General features: G+C 75.5%; 17 protein-coding genes and 2 tRNA genes. 9 read left to right on the forward strand and 10 right to left on the reverse strand.

What is annotated here, in order from left to right; translation table 11 throughout:
• Window positions 1-228 precede the first annotated feature (228 nt).
• The 4 genes from E1O70_RS03385 (at window position 229) to E1O70_RS03400 (ending at window position 7,070) form a co-directional block, all read left to right on the forward strand.
• Window positions 229-1,320 carry a hypothetical protein gene (locus E1O70_RS03385; protein WP_061267381.1) on the forward strand — a complete coding sequence of 364 codons (1,092 nt, stop codon included), beginning with the start codon at window positions 229-231 and terminating at the stop codon, window positions 1,318-1,320.
• Entirely contained in the window at window positions 1,317-3,032 is a 1,716-nt protein-coding gene (locus tag E1O70_RS03390) for a DNA polymerase Y family protein (RefSeq protein ID WP_061267382.1), read from the forward strand. Before E1O70_RS03385 ends, E1O70_RS03390 begins: the two co-directional genes overlap by 4 nt.
• Entirely contained in the window at window positions 3,025-6,675 is a 3,651-nt protein-coding gene (locus tag E1O70_RS03395; protein ID WP_061267383.1) for an error-prone DNA polymerase, read from the forward strand. Before E1O70_RS03390 ends, E1O70_RS03395 begins: the two co-directional genes overlap by 8 nt.
• A 110-nt stretch (window positions 6,676-6,785) precedes the next feature.
• Window positions 6,786-7,070 carry a hypothetical protein gene (locus E1O70_RS03400; RefSeq protein WP_061267384.1) on the forward strand — a complete coding sequence of 95 codons (285 nt, stop codon included), beginning with the start codon at window positions 6,786-6,788 and terminating at the stop codon, window positions 7,068-7,070.
• A gap of 71 nt (window positions 7,071-7,141) precedes the next feature.
• Here E1O70_RS03400 and E1O70_RS03405 read toward each other — a convergent pair whose 3' ends face one another.
• The 3 genes from E1O70_RS03405 to E1O70_RS03415 all read right to left on the reverse strand — a co-directional run bounded on the left by E1O70_RS03405 (window position 7,142) and on the right by E1O70_RS03415 (window position 9,483).
• On the reverse strand, window positions 7,142-7,543 hold the full coding sequence (locus E1O70_RS03405; RefSeq protein ID WP_061267385.1) for a hypothetical protein: 402 nt from the start codon (window positions 7,541-7,543) through the stop codon (window positions 7,142-7,144).
• Between the two features lie 62 nt (window positions 7,544-7,605).
• Window positions 7,606-8,616 carry a Gfo/Idh/MocA family oxidoreductase gene (locus tag E1O70_RS03410; RefSeq protein WP_061267386.1) on the reverse strand — a complete coding sequence of 337 codons (1,011 nt, stop codon included), beginning with the start codon at window positions 8,614-8,616 and terminating at the stop codon, window positions 7,606-7,608.
• A gap of 36 nt (window positions 8,617-8,652) precedes the next feature.
• The gene (locus tag E1O70_RS03415) at window positions 8,653-9,483 is read right to left on the reverse strand and encodes a serine protein kinase RIO (protein ID WP_061267434.1); all 831 of its coding nucleotides are present in this window, start codon (window positions 9,481-9,483) and stop codon (window positions 8,653-8,655) included.
• A 355-nt stretch (window positions 9,484-9,838) separates the two neighbouring features.
• On the opposite strand from E1O70_RS03415, the gene E1O70_RS03420 reads away from it, so the two are divergent.
• Window positions 9,839-12,277: an HAD-IC family P-type ATPase gene (locus E1O70_RS03420; RefSeq protein WP_061267387.1), complete on the forward strand. Its 2,439-nt coding sequence runs from the start codon at window positions 9,839-9,841 to the stop codon at window positions 12,275-12,277.
• Window positions 12,278-12,285: 8 nt separating this feature from the next.
• Here E1O70_RS03420 and E1O70_RS03425 read toward each other — a convergent pair whose 3' ends face one another.
• Window positions 12,286-13,113: a metal-dependent hydrolase gene (locus tag E1O70_RS03425; RefSeq protein WP_061267388.1), complete on the reverse strand. Its 828-nt coding sequence runs from the start codon at window positions 13,111-13,113 to the stop codon at window positions 12,286-12,288.
• Window positions 13,114-13,584: 471 nt separating this feature from the next.
• On the opposite strand from E1O70_RS03425, the gene E1O70_RS20555 reads away from it, so the two are divergent.
• The 3 genes from E1O70_RS20555 to E1O70_RS03435 all read left to right on the forward strand — a co-directional run bounded on the left by E1O70_RS20555 (window position 13,585) and on the right by E1O70_RS03435 (window position 14,059).
• Window positions 13,585-13,716 carry a hypothetical protein gene (locus E1O70_RS20555; RefSeq protein WP_255218743.1) on the forward strand — a complete coding sequence of 44 codons (132 nt, stop codon included), beginning with the start codon at window positions 13,585-13,587 and terminating at the stop codon, window positions 13,714-13,716.
• A gap of 154 nt (window positions 13,717-13,870) precedes the next feature.
• Window positions 13,871-13,942, forward strand: a tRNA-Arg gene (locus E1O70_RS03430).
• Between the two features lie 44 nt (window positions 13,943-13,986).
• Window positions 13,987-14,059: transfer RNA gene (locus E1O70_RS03435), tRNA-Arg, on the forward strand.
• Between the two features lie 27 nt (window positions 14,060-14,086).
• Here the strand turns inward: E1O70_RS03435 and E1O70_RS03440 are convergent.
• The 3 genes from E1O70_RS03440 to E1O70_RS03450 all read right to left on the reverse strand — a co-directional run bounded on the left by E1O70_RS03440 (window position 14,087) and on the right by E1O70_RS03450 (window position 17,407).
• Complete coding sequence (locus E1O70_RS03440) at window positions 14,087-14,896, reverse strand: hypothetical protein (protein ID WP_061267389.1); 810 nt, start codon at window positions 14,894-14,896, stop codon at window positions 14,087-14,089.
• Between the two features lie 152 nt (window positions 14,897-15,048).
• Window positions 15,049-16,644, reverse strand: a complete 1,596-nt coding sequence (locus tag E1O70_RS03445) for a sensor histidine kinase (protein ID WP_061267390.1) — start codon at window positions 16,642-16,644, stop codon at window positions 15,049-15,051.
• The gene (locus E1O70_RS03450) at window positions 16,637-17,407 is read right to left on the reverse strand and encodes a response regulator transcription factor (protein WP_061267391.1); all 771 of its coding nucleotides are present in this window, start codon (window positions 17,405-17,407) and stop codon (window positions 16,637-16,639) included. The genes E1O70_RS03445 and E1O70_RS03450 overlap by 8 nt, the downstream gene beginning before the upstream one ends.
• Before the next feature lie 280 nt (window positions 17,408-17,687).
• On the opposite strand from E1O70_RS03450, the gene E1O70_RS03455 reads away from it, so the two are divergent.
• On the forward strand, window positions 17,688-19,133 hold the full coding sequence (locus E1O70_RS03455; protein WP_082774367.1) for a ThuA domain-containing protein: 1,446 nt from the start codon (window positions 17,688-17,690) through the stop codon (window positions 19,131-19,133).
• A gap of 98 nt (window positions 19,134-19,231) precedes the next feature.
• On the opposite strand, the gene E1O70_RS03460 is transcribed toward E1O70_RS03455, so the two are convergent.
• From E1O70_RS03460 to E1O70_RS03470, 3 genes are all read right to left on the reverse strand, one after another.
• On the reverse strand, window positions 19,232-19,807 hold the full coding sequence (locus E1O70_RS03460) for a CueP family metal-binding protein (RefSeq protein WP_061267393.1): 576 nt from the start codon (window positions 19,805-19,807) through the stop codon (window positions 19,232-19,234).
• A 110-nt stretch (window positions 19,808-19,917) separates the two neighbouring features.
• Entirely contained in the window at window positions 19,918-20,967 is a 1,050-nt protein-coding gene (locus E1O70_RS03465) for a phosphotriesterase family protein (RefSeq protein WP_061267394.1), read from the reverse strand.
• Window positions 20,964-22,025, reverse strand: coding sequence for a DMT family transporter (locus tag E1O70_RS03470; RefSeq protein WP_082774368.1), 1,062 nt, complete (start codon window positions 22,023-22,025; stop codon window positions 20,964-20,966). Before E1O70_RS03470 ends, E1O70_RS03465 begins: the two co-directional genes overlap by 4 nt.
• Window positions 22,026-22,094 lie beyond the last annotated feature (69 nt).

A 22,094-nucleotide genomic window follows, 5' to 3' on the forward strand; every position in this document is an offset into this window, starting at 1 on the left:
CAGGTAGAGGTCGAGGGTTTCGGGCAAGTCTCCAGTGGGGGTCGAAGGTTGGGGTGGGCATCTCGGACGAAGCAGGCGCCTCCGACCTGCGGAGTTGACACCTCGGAGCGGCGGTCGTTCACTGGAAGCGTTCGAACGTTTGTTCGAACGCCCAGCGGGTGCAGCACACCGCCCGCAGCAGTCGACGCGCGGTGCGCGTCCCGTCCGAGCAGCATCCCGGGAGGCGAGATGACCCTTCTCGCCGACCCCGCCGAGCGGGCGGGGGCACCAGGCCCGACGGGTGCGGCCGTCGACAAGGCCGAGCGCGCCCGCGCCGCCCTGCGTCGTGCGGAGGAGCGTACGGGCGTCCGCCGACACCGTCCCGTCGTCGCCCCCGCGGCCCCGGAACCGGTCACCGCCCCGGCGGCACCGACCGTCGTCCCGCGCACCGGGACCGCCCCGCGCGCCGGTCGCGCCGAGACCGTCCCGCGCGCCGGCACCGCCCTCCTCGCCGAGGTCGCCCCGCTCGCGGACGCCGCCGCCTCCCCGGTCGTGCGGCCCGCCCCCGCCCCGCCCGACCCTCCGGCGCGCGCCCGCACCCGTCACGTCCGGACCTCGGGCGCGAGCCGGGACGCGGGCACGGACGAGCGGGTGTGGCCGGTGCACGACGCGCTCGCGCCGCTCCTCCCGCTCGGCGCCCTCCAGCGCGGCACCGTGCTGGCGGTGCGCGGCTCGACGAGCCTCCTGCTCGCGCTCGTCGCGCGGCCGTCGCGGGCCGGGGCGTGGACCGCCGCCGTCGGGTTCCCCGCCGTCGGGCTGCTCGCGGCCGCCGACGCCGGCGCGGACCTCGACCGCGTCGTGCTCGTCCCGCGGCCTGGCCCGGACGCGGCGCTCGCGATCTCGGCGCTCGTCGACGGCCTGGACGTCGTGGTCGTCGGGCCCGACGCCGCCCTCACCGACCCCGACCGACGACGCCTGGCCGCGCGGGCACGCGAGCGCGGGGCGCTGCTCGTCGCCGCGGGGACGTGGCCGGGCGCGCACGTCGCGCTCACCGTGACGGGCGGCGGCTGGTCCGGGGCGGACCGCGGCGCGGGCTGGCTGCGCCGTCGCACCCTCGTCGTCGAGCGCGCGGGCCGCGGGGGAGCCGCGCGCCCCGCGCGGCTCGAGGTCGAGCTCCCGCTCGTCCACGAGGACTGGCCCGCGTTCCTCGCCGAGGACGCCCGCGGCCCCCGGCCCGCGGCCGGGACCGGCGCCGTCGCGGCCGGGACCGCCGAGACCGCCCACGAGACCGCCCGGGCCGACGACCCCGACCGGCCCTCCCGGCTCCGGCTCGTCGGATGACCACGAGCCCGACCCGCACGGCGGCCCTGTGGGTGCCGGACTGGCCGGTGCTCGCGGCGATGGCGGTGCGCGACGTCCCCGCGCACGTCCCCGCCGCGACGCACGACGGCCGCCGCGTCGTCGCCGTCTCCGCGACCGCGCGCGCCCACGGCGTGCGCCGGGGCATGCGCCGCCGTCGGGCCCGCGAGTGCTGCCCCGAGCTCGAGCTGCTCGACGTCGACGACGCGCGCGACGCCCGCGAGTTCGAGCCCGTCGCGCTCGCGGCCGAGACCGTCGTCGCGGGGCTGGAGATCACCCGGCCCGGCCTGCTGCTCCTGCCCGCCGCCGGGGCGAGCCGGTACCACGGGTCCGACGCCGCGCTCGCGGAGGCGCTCGTCGCGCGCGTCGCCGAGCGCACCGGCCACGAGAGCCAGGTGGGCGTCGCCGACGGCATCCTCGCCGCCGTGCTCGCCGCGCGGGACGCCGCCGTCGTCCCGCCCGGCCGCTCCGCCGCGTTCCTCGCGCCGCGGCCCGCGCGCGACCTCGTGCACGTCACCGCCCGGCCGGACGCCGCCGTCGCGGTCGACGAGCTCGTGGACCTCCTGGGCCGGCTCGGCGTGCGCACCCTCGGGGCGCTCGCGGCCCTGCCGCCCGCGACCGTCGAGGGGCGTTTCGGCGACCTCGGCGCGTGGGCGCACCGGCTCGCGCGCGGCGAGGACCTGCGCCCGCCCGCGCGGCGCCGCGTCGAGCCCGACGTCGCGGTGAGCGCCGAGCTCGACCCGCCCGCCGAGCGCGTCGACGTCGCGACCTTCGCCGCGCGTCGGCTCTCCGAGGACCTGCACGACCAGCTCGTCGCGCGCTCGCTCGTCGCCGGGCGCCTGCGCATCACGGCGCGGACCGTCGAGGGCGACGACCTCGAGCGCACCTGGCGGCTCGACGGGCCGGGCGCGATGAGCCCGGCACGCCTCACGGACAAGGTCCGGTGGCAGCTCGAGGGCTGGCTCACCACCACGTCCGTCCGCGCCGGGCGCGCGGCCCGGGCCGCGCGCCGTGGCGGCGAGCACGGTTCGCCCGGCGGGGCCGACGTCGTCCCGGGCGTCGCGCCGCTGGCCCGCCTGTCCCTCACGGCCGAGGAGGTCGTCCCCGCGGGGGCGGAGCAGCCGCGCCTGTGGGGCGCGTCGAGCGGCGAGGACGCGCGGGCCCACCGCGCGCTCGGGCGCGTGCAGGGCATCCTCGGCGGCGACGCCGTCCTGCGCGTCCAGGTCCAGGGCGGCCGCGACGCGACCGACCGCGTGCACCTCGTGCCGTTCGGGGAGGACGTCGTGCGCCCGCGCGACCCGGCCCTGCCGTGGCCCGGCGCGCTGCCGAGCCCCGCCCCCGCGCTCGTGCCCGTCGAGCCGCAGGACGTCGTCGTGCTCGACGACGCCGGGCGGCCGGTCGTCGTCGACGCGCGCCTCGCGATGAGCGGCGAGCCCGCGACCGTGCGGTGGCCGGCCCCCGCGCCGGAGGAGGGCCCGCGCCGTGCGGTGCCGCCCCGGGACGAGACGGCGCTCCCCGGGCCCGGGTCCGCGCGCGCCGTCGTGGACTGGGCCGGGCCGTGGCCGCTCGCCGAGCGCTGGTGGACGCCCGCGCCCCGGCGCCGCGTGCACGTCCAGGTCCTGCTCGACGACGGCCGCGGCCTGCTCCTCGCGAGCGCGCGCGGGCGGTGGACCGTGGAGGGCCTGTATGACTGACCGGACCACCGGCCCGCGCTACGCCGAGCTCCACGCGCACTCCGCGTTCAGCTTCCTCGACGGCGCGTCCCACCCCGAGGAGCTCGCCGCCGAGGGCGCGCGGCTCGGGCTGTCGGCGCTCGCCGTCACCGACCACGACGGCCTGTACGGCGTCGTGCGCTTCGCCGAGGCCGCGCGCAAGGTCGGTCTCCCCACCGTCTTCGGGTCCGAGCTGCACCTGCCCGCGCCGACCGCGACCGGCGCGCCCGTGCTCGACCCGCCCACCGGCCTCCCCGACCCGCGCTCGACCCACCTGCTCGTGCTCGCGCGCGGCACGCAGGGCTACCGCAACCTGTCGCGCGCGATCGCGACCGCGCACCTCGCGACGGGCACCAAGGGCGCCGCCGACTACCGCCTCGAGCAGCTCGCGGCGGAGGCCGCCGGGCAGTGGCTCGTGCTCACCGGGTGCCGCAAGGGCGCGGTGCGGCGCGCGCTCGTCACGTCCGGGCGCGCCGCGGCCCGCCGCGAGCTCGACCGTCTCGTCGCCCTCTTCGGCGCCGACAACGTGGCCGTCGAGATCACCACGACCGACGACCCGCGCGACGCCGACCTGCACGCGGCGCTCGCCGACCTCGCCGCCGACGCCCGCCTGCCGCTCGTCGCGACGACCGCCGCGCACTACGCCCACCCGCGCGACGCCGACCTCGCGGGGGCGCTCGCGGCCGTGCGCGCACGCTCGTCGCTCGACGACCTCGACGGCTGGCTGCCCGGTGCCCCGACGACCCACCTGCGCTCCGCGGCGGAGATGCTCGCGCGCCACCCCCGGCACCCGCAGGCCGTCGCGACCGCGGCCGCGCTGGGGGACGAGTGCGCGTTCGACCTGCACCTCGTCGCACCCGACCTGCCGCCCTACCCGGTGCCGGACGGGCACACCGAGGCGACCTGGCTGCGCGAGCTCGTGCGGCGCGGCGGCGAAGACCGGTACGGGCCGCGCGGCCAGGAGAAGATCACGGGCGCGTGGGCGCAGATCGACCACGAGCTGCGCGTCATCGAGGACCTGCACTTCCCGGGGTACTTCCTCGTGGTCTACGACCTCGTCGAGTTCTGCCGCAGGAACGGGATCCTCGCCCAGGGCCGCGGGTCGGCCGCGAACTCCGCGGTCTGCTACGCGCTCGGCATCACGGCCGTCGACGCGGTGAAGCACGGCCTGCTGTTCGAGCGCTTCCTCGCGCCCGAGCGCGACGGCCCGCCGGACATCGACATCGACATCGAGTCGGCGCGGCGCGAGGAGGTCATCCAGCACGTCTACGAGACGTTCGGGCGCACGCACGCCGCGCAGGTCGCGAACGTCATCTCCTACCGGCCGAAGTCGGCGGTGCGCGACGCGGCCCGGGCGCTGGGGTACGACGTCGGGCAGGCCGACGCGTGGAGCAAGTCGATCGAGCGGTGGGGGTCGCTGCGCGGTCCCGACCCGTCGTCGCCCGCGGCCGACCGGGCGGCGAAGGAGCGGGCGATCGCGGCGAAGACCCCGGGTTCCACCGGCCCGGCCGCGCCGCGGGTCACGACGCGCACCGCCCGGAAGGACGCCGCGACGTCGCGCCTGTGGGGGAGCCGGGACTGGTCGCCCGACCTCACCGGCCGGGGCGCGCGCGTCGTCGACCCGCTCGCGGTGGACGAGGGCGACGTCCTGCGCGCGGACGACACGCACGACGTCGTGCCCGCGCACCGGCCGCCGTCGGCCGCGCAGGAGGGCGAGATCCCGGACGCGGTGCTCGACCTCGCCGACCGGATGCTGCGCCTCCCGCGGCATCTGGGCATCCACTCGGGCGGGATGGTCATGTGCGACCGCCCCGTCATCGAGGTGTGCCCCGTCGAGTGGGCGCGCATGGAGGGCCGCACCGTCCTGCAGTGGGACAAGGAGGACTGCGCGGACGCGGGGCTCGTGAAGTTCGACCTCCTCGGCCTCGGGATGCTCACGGCGCTGCGCATCGGGTTCGACCTCGTGGAACGGCACGAGGGCGGCCCGCGCCTCGCGCTGCACACGCTGCCCGAGGACGACCCGGCGGTGTACGACCTGCTGTGCGCTGCCGACACCGTCGGCGTGTTCCAGGTCGAGTCGCGCGCGCAGATGGCGACGCTCCCGCGCCTGCGGCCCCGGACGTTCTACGACATCGTCATCGAGGTCGCGCTCATCCGCCCGGGTCCCATCCAGGGCGGCTCCGTGCACCCGTACATCAACCGGGCGCGGGGCCGGGAGGAGGTGACGTTCCTGCACCCGCTGCTGGAGAAGTCGCTCGGCAAGACGAAGGGCGTGCCGCTGTTCCAGGAGCAGCTCATGCAGATGGCGATCGACGTCGCGGGCTTCTCCCCGAAGGAGTCCGACCAGCTCCGGCGCGCGATGGGGTCCAAGCGGTCGGTCGAGCGCATGGAGGAGCTGCGGGGGCGGCTCATGGACGGGATGCGGGAGAAGGGCGTCACCGACCCGGCCGTGCGCGAGGAGATCTACGACAAGCTCAAGGCGTTCGCCGACTTCGGGTTCCCCGAGTCGCACGCGTACTCGTTCGCTTTCCTCGTCTACGCGAGCTCGTGGCTCAAGGTGCACCACCCCGCCGCGTTCTACGCGGGGCTGCTCGCGGCGCAGCCCATGGGGTTCTACTCGCCACAGTCTCTCGTGGCGGACGCGCGCCGCCACGGCGTCACCGTGCTGCGCCCCGACGTCAACGCGTCCGACGTCGAGGCGACGGTCGAGCGGCTGCCCGCCGACCATACGGGTGCGCCCGCCGACCATACGGGTGCCGACCATCAGGACGCCCGGACGGGCGACAGCCGCATGCTCGGCGGAGCGGTGGGGGTCGACACCCGCTACGGGCCGGCGCCCGATCTCGGGCTCGCGGTGCGGCTCGGGCTCGCGAGCGTGCGCGGGCTCGGGAAGGACGCGGCCGAGCGCGTCGTCGCGGCGCGCGGGGCACCGGGGGAGGGGCGGGCCTTCAGCGACCTGCGCGACCTCGTGCGGCGCGTCGACCTCACGACCGCCCAGCTCGAGGGGCTCGCGACCGCCGGCGCGACCGACGGCCTCGGCGTGACGCGACGCGAGGCGCTGTGGGCGGCCGGCGCGCTCGCGCAGGAGGGTCCGGGGACGCTGCCGGGCGTGAGCGTCGGCGTCGAGGCGCCGGCGCTGCCCGGCATGACCGACGTCGAGACCGCCGTCGCCGACGTCTGGGCCACGGGCGTGTCGACCGACTCCTACCCGACGCAGTACGTCCGCGACGGCCTCACCGCGGCCGGGGTGCTCACCGTCGTCGGCGCCGTGGCGGTGTCGCGCGAGATCGAGCAGGTCGACGAGGCGGAGCGCGCGGCGGGCGAGGTGCCGGGCACGCGCCCGCACCCGTCGTCGCGCGTCGCCGTGGGCGGCGTCGTCACGCACCGGCAACGGCCCGGGACCGCCGGGGGCGTGACGTTCCTGTCGCTCGAGGACGAGACGGGCATCCTCAACGTCGTGTGCTCGCCCGGGCTGTGGCAGCGGTTCCGGAAGGTCGCGCGGGGGTCTGCGGCGCTCGTCGTGCGCGGGCGGCTCGAGCGGGCCGACGGCGCCACGAACCTCGTCGCGGAGCACCTCGCGCCGCTCTCGCTCCAGGTCGGCACGACCTCGCGCGACTTCCGCTGACGCGGGAGGCGGGACCGCCGCGCCCCGCACGGCGTGGTAGGAACGGACCGGGTGCCGCGCGTCCGCCGACGTCCGGGCCCGGACCGTCTCGCCGACGAGAGGAACCCGTGATGCCGCCCCGTCTCACCGCCCGCACGATGCTCTGGACCGGCCTCGGCCTGACCGTCGGGAGCGCGCTCGTCCAGAACATCGGGCTCATGAACGTCACCTACGCGTTCGTCGGCACCTGGTTCGTGGGCGTGCTGCTCACCGTGCTGCAGGTCGCGTTCACCGGGGGCGTCGTGCTCGCCGCGGGGTCGTTCGTCGTGCGGGCGCTCCAGCCCGACGACGTCGCCTCCCCCGGGCGGTCGCCCGCCGCGTCGCCGTGGGAGGACCGGGACAACCGGCTGTCCTGACCCGGGCGCTCGCGGCCGGTGGACGGGCACGGTCGTGCGGGGGCTGGTCGTGCGGGCGCGGTCGGCGCGGCCTACGGGCCGACCGGCACCGCGACGCACACCTCGAACGTGTCCCGTGCGCGGCGCAGCAGGTACCGCACCTCCTGCGCCTCCTGCTCGTTCGCGTACTCGTCGCGGTAGCTCCAGCGCGCGTGCGCCCAGACGAGCGCGTCGCCGACCTCCTCGACCCCGACGAGGTGCGCGACCACGCCGACGAGCCCGCGCTCGCGGAACCCCCGAGCGATCTCGGCCGTCGACGCGCGGACGTCCTCGGGGTCGCCGAGGAGCACCGAGCCCGTCGTGCCGACGACGAGCGCCGGGAAGGCGTAGCTCTCGCCGATCGTGTCGAGGTCGCCCGTCGAGAGCGCGACGCCGTAGGTCGTGAGGAACGTGCGGACGTCGTCGGCATCGAAGGACTCGGTGGAGGGCTCCATGGTCCCGTTCTACCCCGTCCGCCGCGCCCCGGCGCGGGCGGCGAGGCCCGCGGTCCCCGGGGTCAGGGCCGCAGCGCCGCCCCGACCTGCTCGAGGAGCGCGAGGTCGGCGAGGATCGTCGCGTGCTCGTCGGCGATCCGGCCCGCGTCGTCGGCGATCCGGCCCGCGTCGTCGGCGGGGTACGCCGTCGTGCGCGCCGCGGTAGGCGTCGTCGTGGTGGTCCCGGGCGCGAGGACCGCGAGCCCGTGCTCGACCACCGGGGCGAGGTAGTCGGCGTCGAGCGCGACCTCGGTGCGCTCGACGCCGCGGGGCGTGCGCACCGCGACCGCGAACCCCGCGGTGGGGTGGGCGCCCGGGTCCAGGAGGAGCAGCCGGACGTCGACACCGCCCAGCCGCGTCGTGGCGACGATCCCGTCCGCCGAGCGCGTCACGACGGGCGGCGACCACGCCGACCCGGGCGGCGCACCCACGACGGCGCGCGCGGCCTCGACGGCGTGGATGCCGAGGAAGAACAGCCCGTCGCGCTCGTCGTGCGGGTCCGCCGGGCCGGACACCTCGACGGCGAGCCCGGGCGGCGACGCCGCTGGCCCGGGTGGCGCCGTGGGTGCCCCGGCGACGAGCGGCGTGACGGAACCTCCGGCGGCGGACGCGAGGGCGGCGTGCGCCGCCGCGACCTCGGGGGCGAACCGCAGCGCGGACGCCGTCGTCACGGCCGTGCCGTGCGCGCGCGCCACGTCGAGCGTCGCCCGCGCGTCGGCCACGGACGCGGCGAACGGCTTGTCCACGAGCACCGGGACGCCCGCCGCGAGGAGCGCACGCGTCGCGGCGCCGTGCCGCCGCCCCGCGCGGTGGGCGACGATCGCGGCGTCGACCTTCCCGACGACGTCGGGCACGGTGGTGTCGCCCGCGTCCAGGAGCAGCCCGCCGGCCGCGGCCAGCTCCGCCCGGCGGTCCGGCTCCCCGTCGACGAGCGCCACGAGCCGCACGCCCGGCCAGCGCCGCTCGGCGGCCACGAGCCGTACGTAGTGGTCGGCGTGGGACGAGTCGAGACCGACGAGGCCGAGGCGCAGCACGCGGTCGATCGTCGCACGCTGGTCCGGGCCCGGTCGTCACCACGCCTGGGCGAGCAGCACCGCGAAGAGCTCGTCGGCGTCCGTCTCGAGCCCGCGCCCGGCGAACCACGCGGCCATCGTGCGGCAGTCGCGCAGCAGGAGCTCGGTGCCGAACGGGTTCGCCACGAGGTCCACGACCTGCGGCAGGTCGATGACGACGATCCGCTCACCGTCCGCCAGGACGTTGTACGGCGACAGGTCGCCGTGCGCGTAGCCGAGCCGGGCGAGCACGGCCATGGCGTCGCGGACCTGGTCCCACCACGACGCGAGGAGGTCGCGGTCGGGCCGCGTGCGCGCGAGCCGAGGTGCGGCCTCGTGCGACACGCCGTCGGACGTGCCGACGAACTCCATGAGGATCTCGTCGCCGTCGATCTGGACGGGGTACGGGACGGGCGCACCGGCCGACCACAGCTCGCACAGCGCGGCGAACTCCGCCGCGGCCCACTGCCCGGCCGCGACCTGGCGGCCGTAGCGCGACTTGCGGTCGAGGGCGCGACGGTCGCGCGTCCGGCGCACGCGGCGGTCCTCGGTGTAGACGGTGTCGCGCCGGAACGAGCGGTGGTCGAGGTCGCGGTAGCGCTTCGCGGCGAGCAGGCTGCGGCGCGCGGGGTCGCCGGGGACGGCCCGCTCCAGGAGGAAGACGTCCGCCTCCTTGCCGGTCTTGAGCAGGCCGAGCTCGGTGTCGAGGGCCGCGTCGGCCGTCACCACCCAGTCGGGGCGCGGCTCCGGCCCGCGCTGTCCCTTCTCGACAGCGGACCACGTGGACCAGCGCTGGTCGTCGCCGAGCGCCGCGTCGAGGACGCCGGCCTCGGCCTCGGCGTCGGCCAGGTCGGCGAGGCGCCGCAGGCGGCGCGGCGGGGGAGTGCGGGGGTCGCGCGCCAGGGCGGGCGGGAGGGAGAGGTCGGGGTACGGCAGGTCGTGCTCGGGCACGGGGGGCTCCTCGGGGGAGGGGAGCGCGCGTCGCCGCGGCCGCCGGGCGGCGGTCGGGGACGGTCGTCGCGAGCGGTCGTGGACCGGTCAGCGGCGGTGGGTGCTCCCGGGGGTGGTGGACACGCGAGCGGGGGTCGTCCAGCTCATGGCGTTCCTCCTCTCCTCCGGTGCCCGACGACGCGGGCGACGTGCTGGACCGTCTCATCGCCGCGCGGCCCGGCGCAACGGAATTACGGCGGATACGATCGCGCCCATGACGGCGCCGTCGACGAGGGCTGCGGGACTGACGTCACGAGACGTCGAAGAACGCGTCGCCGACGGCAGGGTCAACCGGTTGCCGCCCCGTTCGGGGCGGACGACCTGGGACATCGTCCGCGCCAACACCGCGACGCGGATCAACGCCCTGCTCGGGGTGCTCCTCGTCCTGGCGCTGAGCACGGGCTCGCTCATCAACAGCCTCTTCGGTCTCGCGATCCTCGCCAACGCCGGCATCGGGATCGTCCAGGAGCTGCGCGCGAAGCGCACCCTGGACGCGCTGGCGATCGTGGCGCGGGCGCCGGTGCGCGTGCGCCGCGACGGGGCGGTGACGGAGGTCGACCAGGCGGACGTCGTCGTCGACGACGTCGTCGAGCTCGGCGCCGGGGACCAGGTCGTGGTCGACGGCCCGGTGGTCGAGTCCGCGTCGCTCGAGGTCGACGAGTCCCTCCTCACGGGCGAGGCCGACCCCGTCGTGAAGAGGCCCGGGGACCGGCTCCTGTCCGGGAGCTTCGTGGCGGCCGGGTCGGGCGCCTACCGGGCGACGGACGTCGGCCCGGCCGCGTACGCCGCGCGGCTCGCGCACGAGGCGAGCGCTTTCACGCTCGTGCGCTCGGAGCTACGGTCCGGCATCGACTCGATCCTGCGGGTCATCACGTGGCTGCTGGTGCCCGCGGGCGTCCTCACGGTGGTGAACCAGCTCGTCATCTCGCGGCAGGGGTTCCGGCAGTCCGTGCTCGGCATGGTCGCCGCCCTCGTGCCCATGGTCCCCGAGGGCCTCGTGCTCCTGACCTCCGTCGCCTTCGCGATCGGGGTGGTCCGGCTCGGCCGGCGTCGGTGCCTCGTCCAGGAGCTGCCGGCCATCGAGGGGCTGGCGCGCGTCGACGTGGTGTGCGCGGACAAGACGGGCACGCTCACGGAGAACGGGATGCGCCTCGCCCGGGTGGACGTGCTCGACGGCCCCCGGGACGAGGTGGAGCGCGCCCTGGCGGCGCTCGCCGCCCTCGATCCGCGGCCCAACGCGTCCGTCGCCGCGGTCGCGGAGGCGTTCCCGGATGCACCGGGCTGGCGGGCGACCGCCGTCGTCCCGTTCTCGTCGGCCACGAAGTGGTCCGGCATGTCCTTCGTGGACGCCGACGGCCCGCAGGGGAGCTGGGTGCTCGGCGCGGCCGACGTGCTGCTGGACCCCCGGTCCGCCGTGGCGCACCAGGCGACGGCCCTCGGCGCCGACGGCCTGCGGGTGCTGCTCCTCGCGTCGACCGACGCCCCGGTCGACGCCGCCGCCCCGGACGGACGCGCTCCGGGGCGCCTCGTCCCGCGGGCGCTCGTCGCGCTCGAGCAGCGGGTGCGCGCGGACGCTCGGCAGACGCTGGACTACTTCGACGCCCAGGGCGTCACGGTGAAGGTCGTCTCGGGCGACAACCCGGTGTCCGTCGCCGCGGTCGCGCGGTCCCTCGGCCTCGGCGGTCCCGAGACGTCGGTCGACGCCCGGAGCCTGCCCGTCGACCGTGCGGAGCTCGCGACGGTCGTGGAGGGTGCCACGACGTTCGGCCGGGTGCGGCCGGACCAGAAGCGGGCCGTCGTCGGGGCGCTGCAGGCGCGCGGGCACACCGTCGCCATGACGGGGGACGGCGTGAACGACGTGCTGGCTCTCAAGGACGCGGACATCGGCGTGGCGATGGGGTCCGGGAGCCCGGCCGCGCGGTCCGTGGCGCAGATCGTCCTGCTGGACGACCGCTTCGCGACGCTGCCGTCCGTCGTCGGGGAAGGGCGCCGGGTGATCGGGAACATCGAACGGGTCGCGCACCTCTTCCTCACCAAGACCGTGTACGCGGTGGTGCTGGCCGTCCTCGTCGGCCTCGCGGGGGTCGGCGCCCGGCTCCTCGGGGCCGCGCCCGTCTCCTACCCGTTCCTGCCGATCCACGTGACCGTCGCGGCGTGGTTCACCATCGGGGTCCCCGCGTTCGTCATGTCCCTGGCGCCCAACGACGAGCGGGCGCGCCCGGGCTTCGTGCCGAGGGTGCTCCGGCTCGCGGTGCCCGCGGGCGTCTCGATCGGCGTCATGACCTTCTTGTGCTATCTCGTGGTGGACCCGGGCGCGGGCGGGGCGTCGCTGGGCGGCGCGACGGACACGCTCGCCCCGGCGGAGGTCCGCGCGTCCACCGCTGCGCTCGTCACCCTGCTCGTGGGTGCCCTGTGGGTGCTCGCCGTCGTGGCGCGCCCGTACACGGCGTGGAAGGTCCTCCTGGTCGGCTTCTGCGCGGTGTTCTACGTGGCGCTCTTCAGCATCCCCGCGGCGAGGGAGCTCCTGTCGCTCGACGTCTCCGACCCCGGGACGCTCGGCGTCGGCCTGGCGTGCGGCGCGCTCGCGATCCTCCTCACCGAGGCGCTGCGGTGGTCGACGGCGCGCGTCCCCCGCGCCCGCGCCGTCGGCTGAGGACGGGCTCAGGCCGCCCCGGACGCGAGGACCTGGATCGCCGCCACCACGCGCTCGTACGTGCCCAGGGTGTCGAAGCCCATCTGGTCGAGCGCCGACCACACGAACCCGACCGTCGCGTACATCCCGACGGCCGTCGCGAGGATCCACTCGCGCACCGACCCCGTGGAGCCGAGCAGGGGGAGGGCGAAGCTCCCGCTCGGGCGCCACACGTCGTCGACGACGAGCGAGCGCCGCACCCAGCGCGGCGAGCGGATCTTCACCGGCCACAGCAGAGGGGCGCCGTTGGTCGTGAGCACGTCGCCGAGGATGTGGATCGCGACGCCGAGCCCGACCGCGACGGGGAGCCAGTTCCACTCCTCCGGGGAGAACAGGGCGACGAGCACGGCGACGGTGAGCGACGTCACCCACGGCACGAGCTTGCCGCGCCGCGTGAGCTTGAGCGCCTTGAGCGCGAGCGCGACGAGCAGCACCGCGAGCAGCCCGCCGCCGACGTAGACCGTGCCGAAGCTCGCCGTCTCGACCGTGACGAGCCCCGCGAGCCAGGCGAGCGCGGTGAACACCGCGATGCCGAGGAACGAGTGCGTGCCCTGGCGGTGCCCGCCCGCGACCGTCTCCACGGCGTCGGACACCCACTCGCTCACGGGCGGCAGCGAGTGCGCGAACGTGCCGTTGTGATGGTCGGCGTCGGGGAGGAGCGCGGCCCCGGCGCACACGACCGCACCCGTCATGACCCCGACCGACGACACGGGGTGCCAGCCGAGGGCGAACGGGGCCGTGGACGTCACGGCGATCCACGCCGCCGCACCGGTCGCGGCGTGGTTGGCACCCATCATGGCGGCGCATCTCCTGTCGTCAGGCCCGCGCGCGGTTCGTCGGCGTCAGGAGGTCTGTCCGGAACGTCCGGAACCCTACCCGGTGCCGCCGACAGCGTCGGTCGGTCGCCCGGAACGCCGAGGACCTTCGCGCCCGCGAGGAGAAAAGTGTGCCAAGCGGCCGAGCATCAGCCCGGGCCGGTCGCTGGAGCCCGGCCGACCGAGCCCTGACGGCGGAGGCGGAGGCCGTGTCCTGCGCGGAGGGTGCGCGGGGAGCCGGGGGTGGCACGGGGGCGCAGGGCGGGCGAGCTCGTCTGCGGTGAGGAAAGGCCGACAGACGGGATAACCGGGTGGTGCGCGGGCCGCGGTCGAAGATTCTCCGACGAATTCGAGAAATGGGGTTGTGCGGTTCGGGAAAGGCGCGTACGGTCTACCTCGGTCGACGACATTCCGGTGCGTGGACCACCCGACACGACCGAGAGGAGCAGTGCCGTGCGCGAACCCGTCCAGCAGGACCGGCGACGTCCCGTCCTGCCCTGCGAGCAGGCGCGCGTCGTGCTGCCTGTGGCGTATCTCCGCGTGTCCCCGTTCCTCGCCGGCGACCCCGGCGGTCCTGTCGTCTGACCACAGCGTCGTCACGACAGGCCGCCCCGGACATCGCCGGAGCGGCCTTTTTCTTGTGCGGGAATGCACCCGGCCGGGGTGCATTGATCGTGCTGCCCTTCTGTTTTCTCCGCCGTCGGCGCGCATTTGTCGTGCGCCTGCGGGGAAAAGCACTGCCTTCGTGGTCCAACGGACACGACGCCGCTCTACGGAAGCGGAGACGGGGGTTCGACTCCCTCCGAGGGCACCTGGACGCCTCGCGTCCCGTCTGCTCGACGTTAAGGAGCACCAGCGCGCGTAGCTCAGCGGACAGAGCGCCGGCTTCCGGAGCCGGGCGTCGGGGGTTCGAGTCCTCCCGCGCGCACCGAGTCCCCAGGCTTCGAGGGGAGGTTCACCCGGCGTTTCCTGCGGAGTGCTGCGTGGAGAGCCGCCAACGCCGCACGGAGACGCTTCGGACGCTTCGTCCGAGGGTTGCGGCGGCTTCCTCGAGCGGGAGCTCGAGCGCGATCGCGTCCTGATCGGGGGTCCAGCCCTTGCGGACGATCGCGTACCTGCTCTCGCGGCCGGGTTCCGGACGCCACGCGGCGACAGCTTCGGCGAGTCGGCGCTTGCGGCCGATGCACAGAGCGTCTGGCGAGTACCACGCCCAACGGGCGAGAGTGGCGGCGGCGACGTTCGCGACCATGATGTTCATGACGCCGTCACGTGCGTTGGGCTTGGCGCTCCTCCGCACGCCGCACACCTCCGCGATGACGGAGCAGAAGTACGCGGCGAGGGACGGGCTCGCGGTGGCGAGGCTGATGAAGGGCATCCCGGTCTTCGTGAACCCCACTGAGCCGTCGCCGTCAAGGATTCCGCGCGTGTAGTCGGCCTCGGCGAACGGTGCAGGCGGCGGACCGATGGTCGAACTCTTGCGCCCCGGCGTGACACCGAGCGCGGCGAGCTCTCGCCGCGCGGTCTGGTCGAAGAACCCGAGCGTTGCGGACACGTGGTCCGAACTGAAGTTCGTCGTCCGGTGCCTGAGGCGGACAGACGAGTAGCAAGGGAGCAGTGAGGAGATCCCGTCGAGCACGTCGCGGTCGCGCACAGCGAGCTCGAGAGCGATGCGGCCTTTGCGATCCGGGTCGCCGTCGTGACATCCGTCCGTCTGGAGCAGGCCGACGAGGTAGGCGATCTCAGGCCGGCGCGCATCCCAGAACATGCACAGAGCATTCCGGCAGCCACCGACAGCGACCGCCGCATGGAGCCCTCTCGAGCGGGCTGTGACGTGTCAGGTCGAGCGCGATCCAAGGCCTTCAGTTTTCTGCCATGGTGCGGGCGCGGCCTCCGGCGCAGTGTGGTGGCGCGGTGACATCAAGAGCGGTCGCGGGGGAGGCGGACCGCGACGGTGGTGCCGGTGGGGCCGGGCTCGTCCGCCGTCGTGGAGGTCACCGTGATCGTGCCGCCGTGGGCGGTGACGATCGCGTCCACGATCGCGAGCCCGAGGCCCGTGGAGCCGCCGGTGCGGTTGCGGGCGTCGTCGCCGCGCGAGAATCGACGCAGGAGCGTCGGCCGCAGGGGCGCGGGGATGCCGGGCCCGTCGTCGGCGACGGCGAGCACGACGGCGTCGGCGTCCGCGGAGAGCCGGACGTCCACGTGCGTCCCGGGCGGGGTGTGCGTGCGGGCGTTGGCGAGGAGGTTGGCCAGCACCTGGCGCAGGCTGGCCTCGTCGCCGGTCACCTCGAGGTCGACGGCGTCGTCCGGCAGGTCGTCCGGGTCCGGGGCGCCGGACGCCGGGTCGACGTCGAGGTCGTCCGCGCCGGGCAGGTCGAGCGCCCAGTCGTGGTCGGGTCCCGCGGCGTGCGCGTCCGTGACGGCGTCCACGGCGAGCACGGCGAGGTCGACGGGCGCGCGGTCGAGCGGGCGTCCGGCGTCGAGCCGGGCGAGGAGCAGCAGGTCCTCGACGAGGCCGGTCATGCGCACGGCCTCGGCCTCGATGCGGTCGAGCGAGCGCGCGGTCGCGGGCGGCACGTCGTCGGGGGAGCGGCGCACGAGCTCGGCGTACCCGCGGATGGAGGCGAGCGGCGTGCGCAGCTCGTGGCTCGCGTCGGCGACGAACCGCCGCACCTGGGTCTCGGAGTCGTGGCGCGCCTGGAGCGAGGTCTCGACGTTCTCGAGCATCCGGTTGAGCGCGGCGCCCACCTGGCCGACCTCCGTGCGCTCGTCGGTGAGGTCGTCCGGGACGCGCGGGATGGCGTCGATCTCGCCCTGCGCGAGCTCGAGCTCGGAGACGCGGCCCGCGGCGGCGGCGACGTCGTCGAGCGGGCGCAGCGAGCGCCGCACGAGCCAGGTGCCGAGGAGCACGGCCGCGAGGAGCCCGGCCGCGCCGAGCGCGGCCTCGACGAGCACGTAGCTCTCGACCGTCGCGTCGACCTGGGCGGTGCTCGACGCGACGACGACGGGCTGCCCGTCCGCGGTGGTGCGGTGCACGGCGCGGAACGACCCGAGGTCGGGGAGGTCGACGTCGTGCGCGGCGCCGTCGACGGGGACGGCCTCGAGCGCCGCGACCTGGGCGTCGTCGAGCGCCACGCGCCGGAGGTCCGGGGTGACGTACTCCGCGAGGACGAGCTCGCCGCCGTCGTACCGCAGCACGGCGCTGCCGGGGCCGGTGCCCGCGGGGAAGCGTGACGGGTCGTCGGGCCCGCCGGGCTCCGGCCCGGACGCGTCGCCGGTGCCGTCCGGGGGCTGCGCGGGGCCGTCGCCGCGGGCGAGCCGGTCGCTCGCCTGGCGCAGCTCGTGGTCGACCTGGGCGACAAGCTGGGTGCGCAGCACGACGGCGGACGCGACGGCGAGCCCGACGGTGACGAGCAGCACGACGGCCGCGAGCACGAGCACGAGGCGCCGGCGCAGCGCGGTGGGCCGCCGCTCCCTGCCGGTGGCCGTCGGGCGGGTCGTGCCGAGGTCAGGCACGGGCGCTCTCCGCGTCGGCGGCGGGCTTGAGCACGTACCCGACCCCGCGCAGCGTGTGGATCATGGGCGCGCGGCCCTTGTCGATCTTGCGGCGCAGGTAGGAGACGTAGAGCTCGACGATGTTGGCCTGGCCGCCGAAGTCGTAGTTCCAGACGCGGTCGAGGATCTGCGCCTTGGACAGCACGCGGCGCGGGTTGCGCATGAGGTACCGCAGGAGCTCGAACTCGGTCGCGGTGAGCCGGATCTCCTCGCCGGCGCGCCGCACCTCGTGCGCGTCCTCGTCGAGCTCGAGGTCGCCGACGACGAGCACCGAGTCCTCGCGCTGGGCGGTCGCACCGCCGCGGCGCAGCAGCCCGCGCAGCCGGGCGACGACCTCTTCCAGGCTGAACGGCTTGGTCACGTAGTCGTCGCCGCCCGCGGTGAGCCCGGCGACGCGGTCCTCGACGGCGTCGCGCGCGGTGAGGAACAGCACGGGCACGTCGGCGTCGCGCTCGCGCAGGCGGCGCAGGACGGTGAGCCCGTCCATGTCGGGGAGCATGACGTCGAGCACGACGACGTCCGGCCCGGTCTCCCGCGCGGTGCGGATCGCGGTGTGACCGTCGAGCGCGGTGGAGACGTCCCAGCCCTCGTACCGCAGCGCCGAGGTGAGCAGCTCGGCGAGGTTCGGCTCGTCGTCGACCACGAGCACGCGGACGGGGGAGCCGTCCGGGCGCGTGAGGCGCGGCTGGTCCGGGCGGCCGACGGGGGCGGGGGCTGTGGTCATGCTCCCAGGGTCGCGCGCGACGCGGAGGCGTGCCTGTGGTGACCCTGTGCGCTCGCTGTGCCCCGAGGCCGGCCCGGCCGCCGCCCGACGCGCGCCGCGGGCCGGGGTGAGAAACCGCAGTCGCGAGTCGTTGAAACCTTGACTTTTGTGCGCCTGCCGTCAAAACTCGCTGCATCGGCAGCAGCCGACGTCCACGCACGCAGGAGTGCGCGCGTCGCCCCGTGGGGTCGCCGTCGGCGACCCTCCGGCTCGCGCTCTCGACGACGAGGGAGAAGCACGCATGGATTTGTTCAGCGGCATGACGTTCCGGCGGGCGGTGGCTGCGGCCGCCGCGCTGCCGCTCGTGGGCGGTGCCACGCTCATGACCGCGGGCCCGGCGGCCGCCGACGAGGAGGACTACAAGATCCTCGTCGTGGGGGAGACGCTCGGCTTCCGCCACTCGCACATCGACGACACCACGCGCGCGCTCATCGAGCTCGGCGCCGACAACGGCTTCACGGTCGACGTGTGGGACCCGCCGAACAGCTCGGCGGGGTGGTGGGGCAGCGGTTCGCCCGGCCAGCCCGACCTGACGATGGACTCCTCGCCGTTCACGAGCGCCGAGGACCTCGCGCAGTACGCGACCATCGTCTTCGCGTCGCCGGTCGACAACACCAACTCCCTCAACCCGGCCACGCCGCGCCTCCTGGACGACGCCGAGCTCGCCGCGTTCCAGGGCTACATCCGGGGCGGCGGCGGGTTCGTGGGCCTGCACGCGGCGACCGACACGATGCACACCGTGCCCTGGTACAGCCAGCTCACGGGCGGCGGCGCGCGGTTCGTCAGCCACCCGCAGCAGCAGACGGCGACGATGCGCGTCGAGAGCCCGGGTCACCCCTCGACGGCGCACCTGCCGGCCGTCTGGGAGCGGTTCGACGAGTGGTACAACTACACGACCAACCCGCGCGAGGACGTCCACGTCCTCATCACGCTCGACGAGTCGACGTACAACCCGGGCAACAACGCGATGGGCGAGGACCACCCGATCGCGTGGTGCCAGAACTTCGAGGGCGGTCGCTCCTGGTACGAGGGCGCCGGGCACACCGACGCCTCGTGGACCGACCCGCTGTTCCTCGAGCACGTCCTCAAGGGCGTCGAGTGGACCGCGGGCGTCGTCGAGGGCGGCGGCAACTGCGTCACCTTCGGCGAGGTCGACGAGCTCGTGGCGGGCCTGAACACCTCCGCGGTGGGCGACGGCGTCATCGCGGGCGCGATCTCGTCCCTGCTCGGCAGCGCGCGCAGCGCGGCCGACGCGGACGACCCCGCGACGGCCGTCCAGGTGCTCGGCGGCGCGCGGTCGCTCGTCGACCACCTGTCGGCGGCGGCGGGCGACCGCGCGCTGCTCGGCACGAAGATCGACGACCTCGTCGACTGGCAGTCGGCGCTCGTCGACGACGGCCCCGCGCTCGAACTCTCGGCCGAGGCCGAGCTGCGCACCATGGGCGGCAAGCAGTACCTGGCGGTCCGGGTGGTCAACCAGGACGACGCGGCCGTGGACCTCACGGTCACCACGCCGTACGGGACCAAGGAGTTCGCGGCCGTCGCGCCGACCAAGAACGCCTACCAGGCCTTCGCGACGCGCCTCGTCGAGGTGCCCGCGGGGCAGGTGACGGTCACCGCCACCGCCGAGCGTGACGGCGAGACGGTCACCGAGGAGCTCGTGGTCGACTTCAGCGGCACCGCCTGACGCCTCCCCGGCCCAGCAGGCACGACGCCCGTCGCACCCCGGTGCGGCGGGCGTCGTCGTGCGCGGAGCGGGACGCCGCCGGGCGCGCCCGCTGCGCGTCAGGCGAGCTGGAGGGTCGTGAGGCAGGTGGGGTCGTCGTCGCGCGTCGAGACGGCCGTGGTACCGACCCGGCCGTCGTGCTCGACGCGCAGCTCTGCGTCGACGTCGCGCGGGAGCCAGTAGCCCACGAAGCCGTTGGCGCCGAGCGTCGTGTTCTCCTCGACGAGCACGTCGCCGGTGGCCGTGTCGACCACCGTCACCGAGACCGGCTCCCCGGCGAGCTCGCCCTGGCACGTGGTGAGCGAGTGGTAGAAGCACTCGTGCGTCTCGTCCACGAAGGGCGCGACGGAGAGGTAGAACGTGTCCTCGGGCAGCGGGACCGTGGTCTCGTACGACTCGTCGGCGAGCACGAGCTCCGCCGCGCGGACGGAGGCCACGAGGTCGGTCGGCCGGTCGGCGGTCTCGAGCCCTTCCAGGCGGTTGACGACCTCCTGGCCACTGAGCCCGGTGAGGTCGTGGCGGTCGAGCAGGGCGTCCAGCGCGGAGGGCTCCGGGGACCCGCCGGAGCAGCCGGCGAGCACGAGGGCGGTGGCGGCCACGGCGGCCACGAGGGTCGGGAGGGCACGTCGTCTCATGCGCCGATCCTCTCAGAGCGCGACGCCGTGCCCAGGGTCGGAGGTCCCGGGCGCGCCGACGGCCGGGACCCTGGCGGGCCCCGGCCGTGCGGGTGGCGGACGGCGTCGCGTCACGCGGTGAGCATCGCCACCGGGTTGTCGTGGGTGAGGCGCGCGAGCACGTCGCGCGGCACCCCGCGCGCGGCGAGCATCTCGGTGAACACCGTCGGGACGTAGGCGAACCCGTTGCCGCCGTGCTGCACCCACATCTGCTTGAGGAACACGTCGTGGCTGAGCAGCACCTGGCCCGCGTGACCGGCCTCGACGAGGCGCTGCACCGCGGTCGCGGTCGTGTGCGGGTCGGGGGACACGCCCTCCTTCGGGAAGGTGATGTCCATGCCGACCATGTCGAACTCGAGCCAGACGCCGCGCTCGGCCACGGACCGCTGGTAGCCCGGGTCGTCGGCGGACGGGTCCATGTGGCACAGCACGACCTTCTCCGGGCGCACGCCCACCTCGTCGAGCACGAGGTCGAGCACCTCGTGCGCGCGGCGCTGCCAGCCGGGCAGGTGCACCTGGAGCGCGACGTGCGGGTGCTCGCGCTGCGCGAGAGCCGCGGCGCGCAGCGACGCCGCCTCGCCCGGCGTGAACGACGGCGAGACGCCGATCTCGCCGATGATGCCGGGCCGCACGCCGGTCCCGCCGATCCCGTCGGCGAGCTCCGCGACGATCGCGGACGCCTGGGCGTCCACGGCCGCGGCGGCGATGCGGTCGCCCTCGAACTTCTCGAGGTACGCGCCGCAGCCCGCGACCACGTGCAGGCCCGTGCGGCGCGCGACCTCCGCGAGGCGCTCGGGGTTGCGCCCGATCGCGGCGCTCGACGTCGCGTCGACGATCGTGCGCCCGCCCAGCGCGGCGAAGCTCTCGAGCTCCGCCGCGACCGCGGCGACCGGCTTGTCGGCGATGTTGTCCGCGCAGCAGTACGGGTCCTTGCGCAGCGCCCACGCGACCGACGCAGAGACCGGGACCTCGACGACCGCCTCGGAGAAGCGGTAGCTCGGCGGGTCGAGCACCCCGGACAGGTCGTTGAAGAGGTGCTCGTGGGGGAGCGTGAGGCCGAGGTCCGCAGCCGCGGCGCGGCCGGTGACCGTCTGGACGTGGCCGGCGGGCGTGACGCTCATCGCGCGCTCGTCTCGCCGGCCTCGCCGCCCGCGACGGCCGCCGCGACGCCCGCGTCGGGTCCGCCAGGGCCGCCGGGGGCGTCCGGGTCGTCGGCGTGCGCGGCCTTGCCGGACGGGATCATGCCGATCCCGGCGGCGACGAGCGCGATGACCGTGCCGATCACGGTCGCGACGTGCACGGTGTGGCCGAGCGCGGGGATCGCGGCGTCGAGGACGAGCGAGCCGACGAGCTGGCCCGCGACCGAGGCGAGGCCGAGCAGGAGCAGGCCGAGGCCGCGCACGAGGAGCGCCATGAGCGCGATGGACAGCAGGCCGAGCGGGCCGCCCAGGTACATCCACCACTCGCTCGGGAGCTGGAAGTCGACGCCGCCCACGGCCGCGCGCACGAGGTAGGCGATCAGCAGGGCGGTGAAGCCCACGAGGAAGTTCCAGCCGATCGAGACGAGCATCGACCCGGTGACGTCGGCGACGGCCGCGTTGCCGGCGGGCTGCCAGCCCGCGAGCAGACCGCCCACGAACGGCATGATCGCGAGGACGATCGTGTGCGGCACGGAGAAGCTCGGCGAGATGACGACGACGGTCGCCGCGATGGCGAGCGCCGCGCCGAGCAGGCGCGTGGTGGTGAGCGGCTGCTTGACCGACGCCGTGACGCCGAGGCGGTCGCAGATGACGCCCGAGATGACGAGGCCGGAGATGAGCGAGATCTGGAACGTCGCGACGCCCAGGACGCCCACGGTGACGCCCTCGGACAGGACGATGACGGCCCCGCACAGGCCCGCGAGGTAGTTCCACCACGGGATGGTGCGCGAGCGGATCAGGCCGGGGATCGCGAGCGCCTCGCGCCGGGTCGTGGGGCGCGCGAACACGACGACGAACATGAGGACCAGGCCGGTCCCGAACGAGATGAGGGCGGCGGCGTGCCCGTCGCCGATCGTCTTGCCCAGCTGGCCGTTGACGGCCGCCTGCATGGGGCCGAGGGCCCCCGCGAGGACGGTCGCGACGACGAGCAGGGCGGTCGCGGTGTCCTTGACCCTGCTGCGGCGGGCTGACGAGCTCACAGCACCTCCCTGAGTGCCGGACGGGGAACCGGTGGTCGCCGGCGTGGTGTGCTTCATTGCGTGACCGTG

Origin of the sequence: Cellulosimicrobium funkei (assembly GCF_004519295.1) — a bacterium.
Taxonomy (GTDB): domain Bacteria; phylum Actinomycetota; class Actinomycetes; order Actinomycetales; family Cellulomonadaceae; genus Cellulosimicrobium; species Cellulosimicrobium funkei.

Bases quoted from the DNA above. Each gene is read 5' to 3' on its own strand.
- E1O70_RS03385 (WP_061267381.1), top strand. From the start codon at position 229: ATGACCCTTCTCGCCGACCCCGCCGAGCGGGCGGGGGCACCAGGCCCG.
- E1O70_RS03390 (WP_061267382.1), top strand. From the start codon at position 1,317: ATGACCACGAGCCCGACCCGCACGGCGGCCCTGTGGGTGCCGGACTGG.
- E1O70_RS03395 (WP_061267383.1), top strand. From the start codon at position 3,025: ATGACTGACCGGACCACCGGCCCGCGCTACGCCGAGCTCCACGCGCAC.
- E1O70_RS03400 (WP_061267384.1), top strand. From the start codon at position 6,786: ATGCCGCCCCGTCTCACCGCCCGCACGATGCTCTGGACCGGCCTCGGC.
- E1O70_RS03405 (WP_061267385.1), bottom strand. From the start codon at position 7,543: ATGGAGCCCTCCACCGAGTCCTTCGATGCCGACGACGTCCGCACGTTC.
- E1O70_RS03420 (WP_061267387.1), top strand. From the start codon at position 9,839: ATGACGGCGCCGTCGACGAGGGCTGCGGGACTGACGTCACGAGACGTC.
- E1O70_RS03425 (WP_061267388.1), bottom strand. From the start codon at position 13,113: ATGATGGGTGCCAACCACGCCGCGACCGGTGCGGCGGCGTGGATCGCC.
- E1O70_RS03440 (WP_061267389.1), bottom strand. From the start codon at position 14,896: ATGTTCTGGGATGCGCGCCGGCCTGAGATCGCCTACCTCGTCGGCCTG.
- E1O70_RS03450 (WP_061267391.1), bottom strand. From the start codon at position 17,407: ATGACCACAGCCCCCGCCCCCGTCGGCCGCCCGGACCAGCCGCGCCTC.
- E1O70_RS03455 (WP_082774367.1), top strand. From the start codon at position 17,688: ATGGATTTGTTCAGCGGCATGACGTTCCGGCGGGCGGTGGCTGCGGCC.
- E1O70_RS03460 (WP_061267393.1), bottom strand. From the start codon at position 19,807: ATGAGACGACGTGCCCTCCCGACCCTCGTGGCCGCCGTGGCCGCCACC.
- E1O70_RS03465 (WP_061267394.1), bottom strand. From the start codon at position 20,967: ATGAGCGTCACGCCCGCCGGCCACGTCCAGACGGTCACCGGCCGCGCC.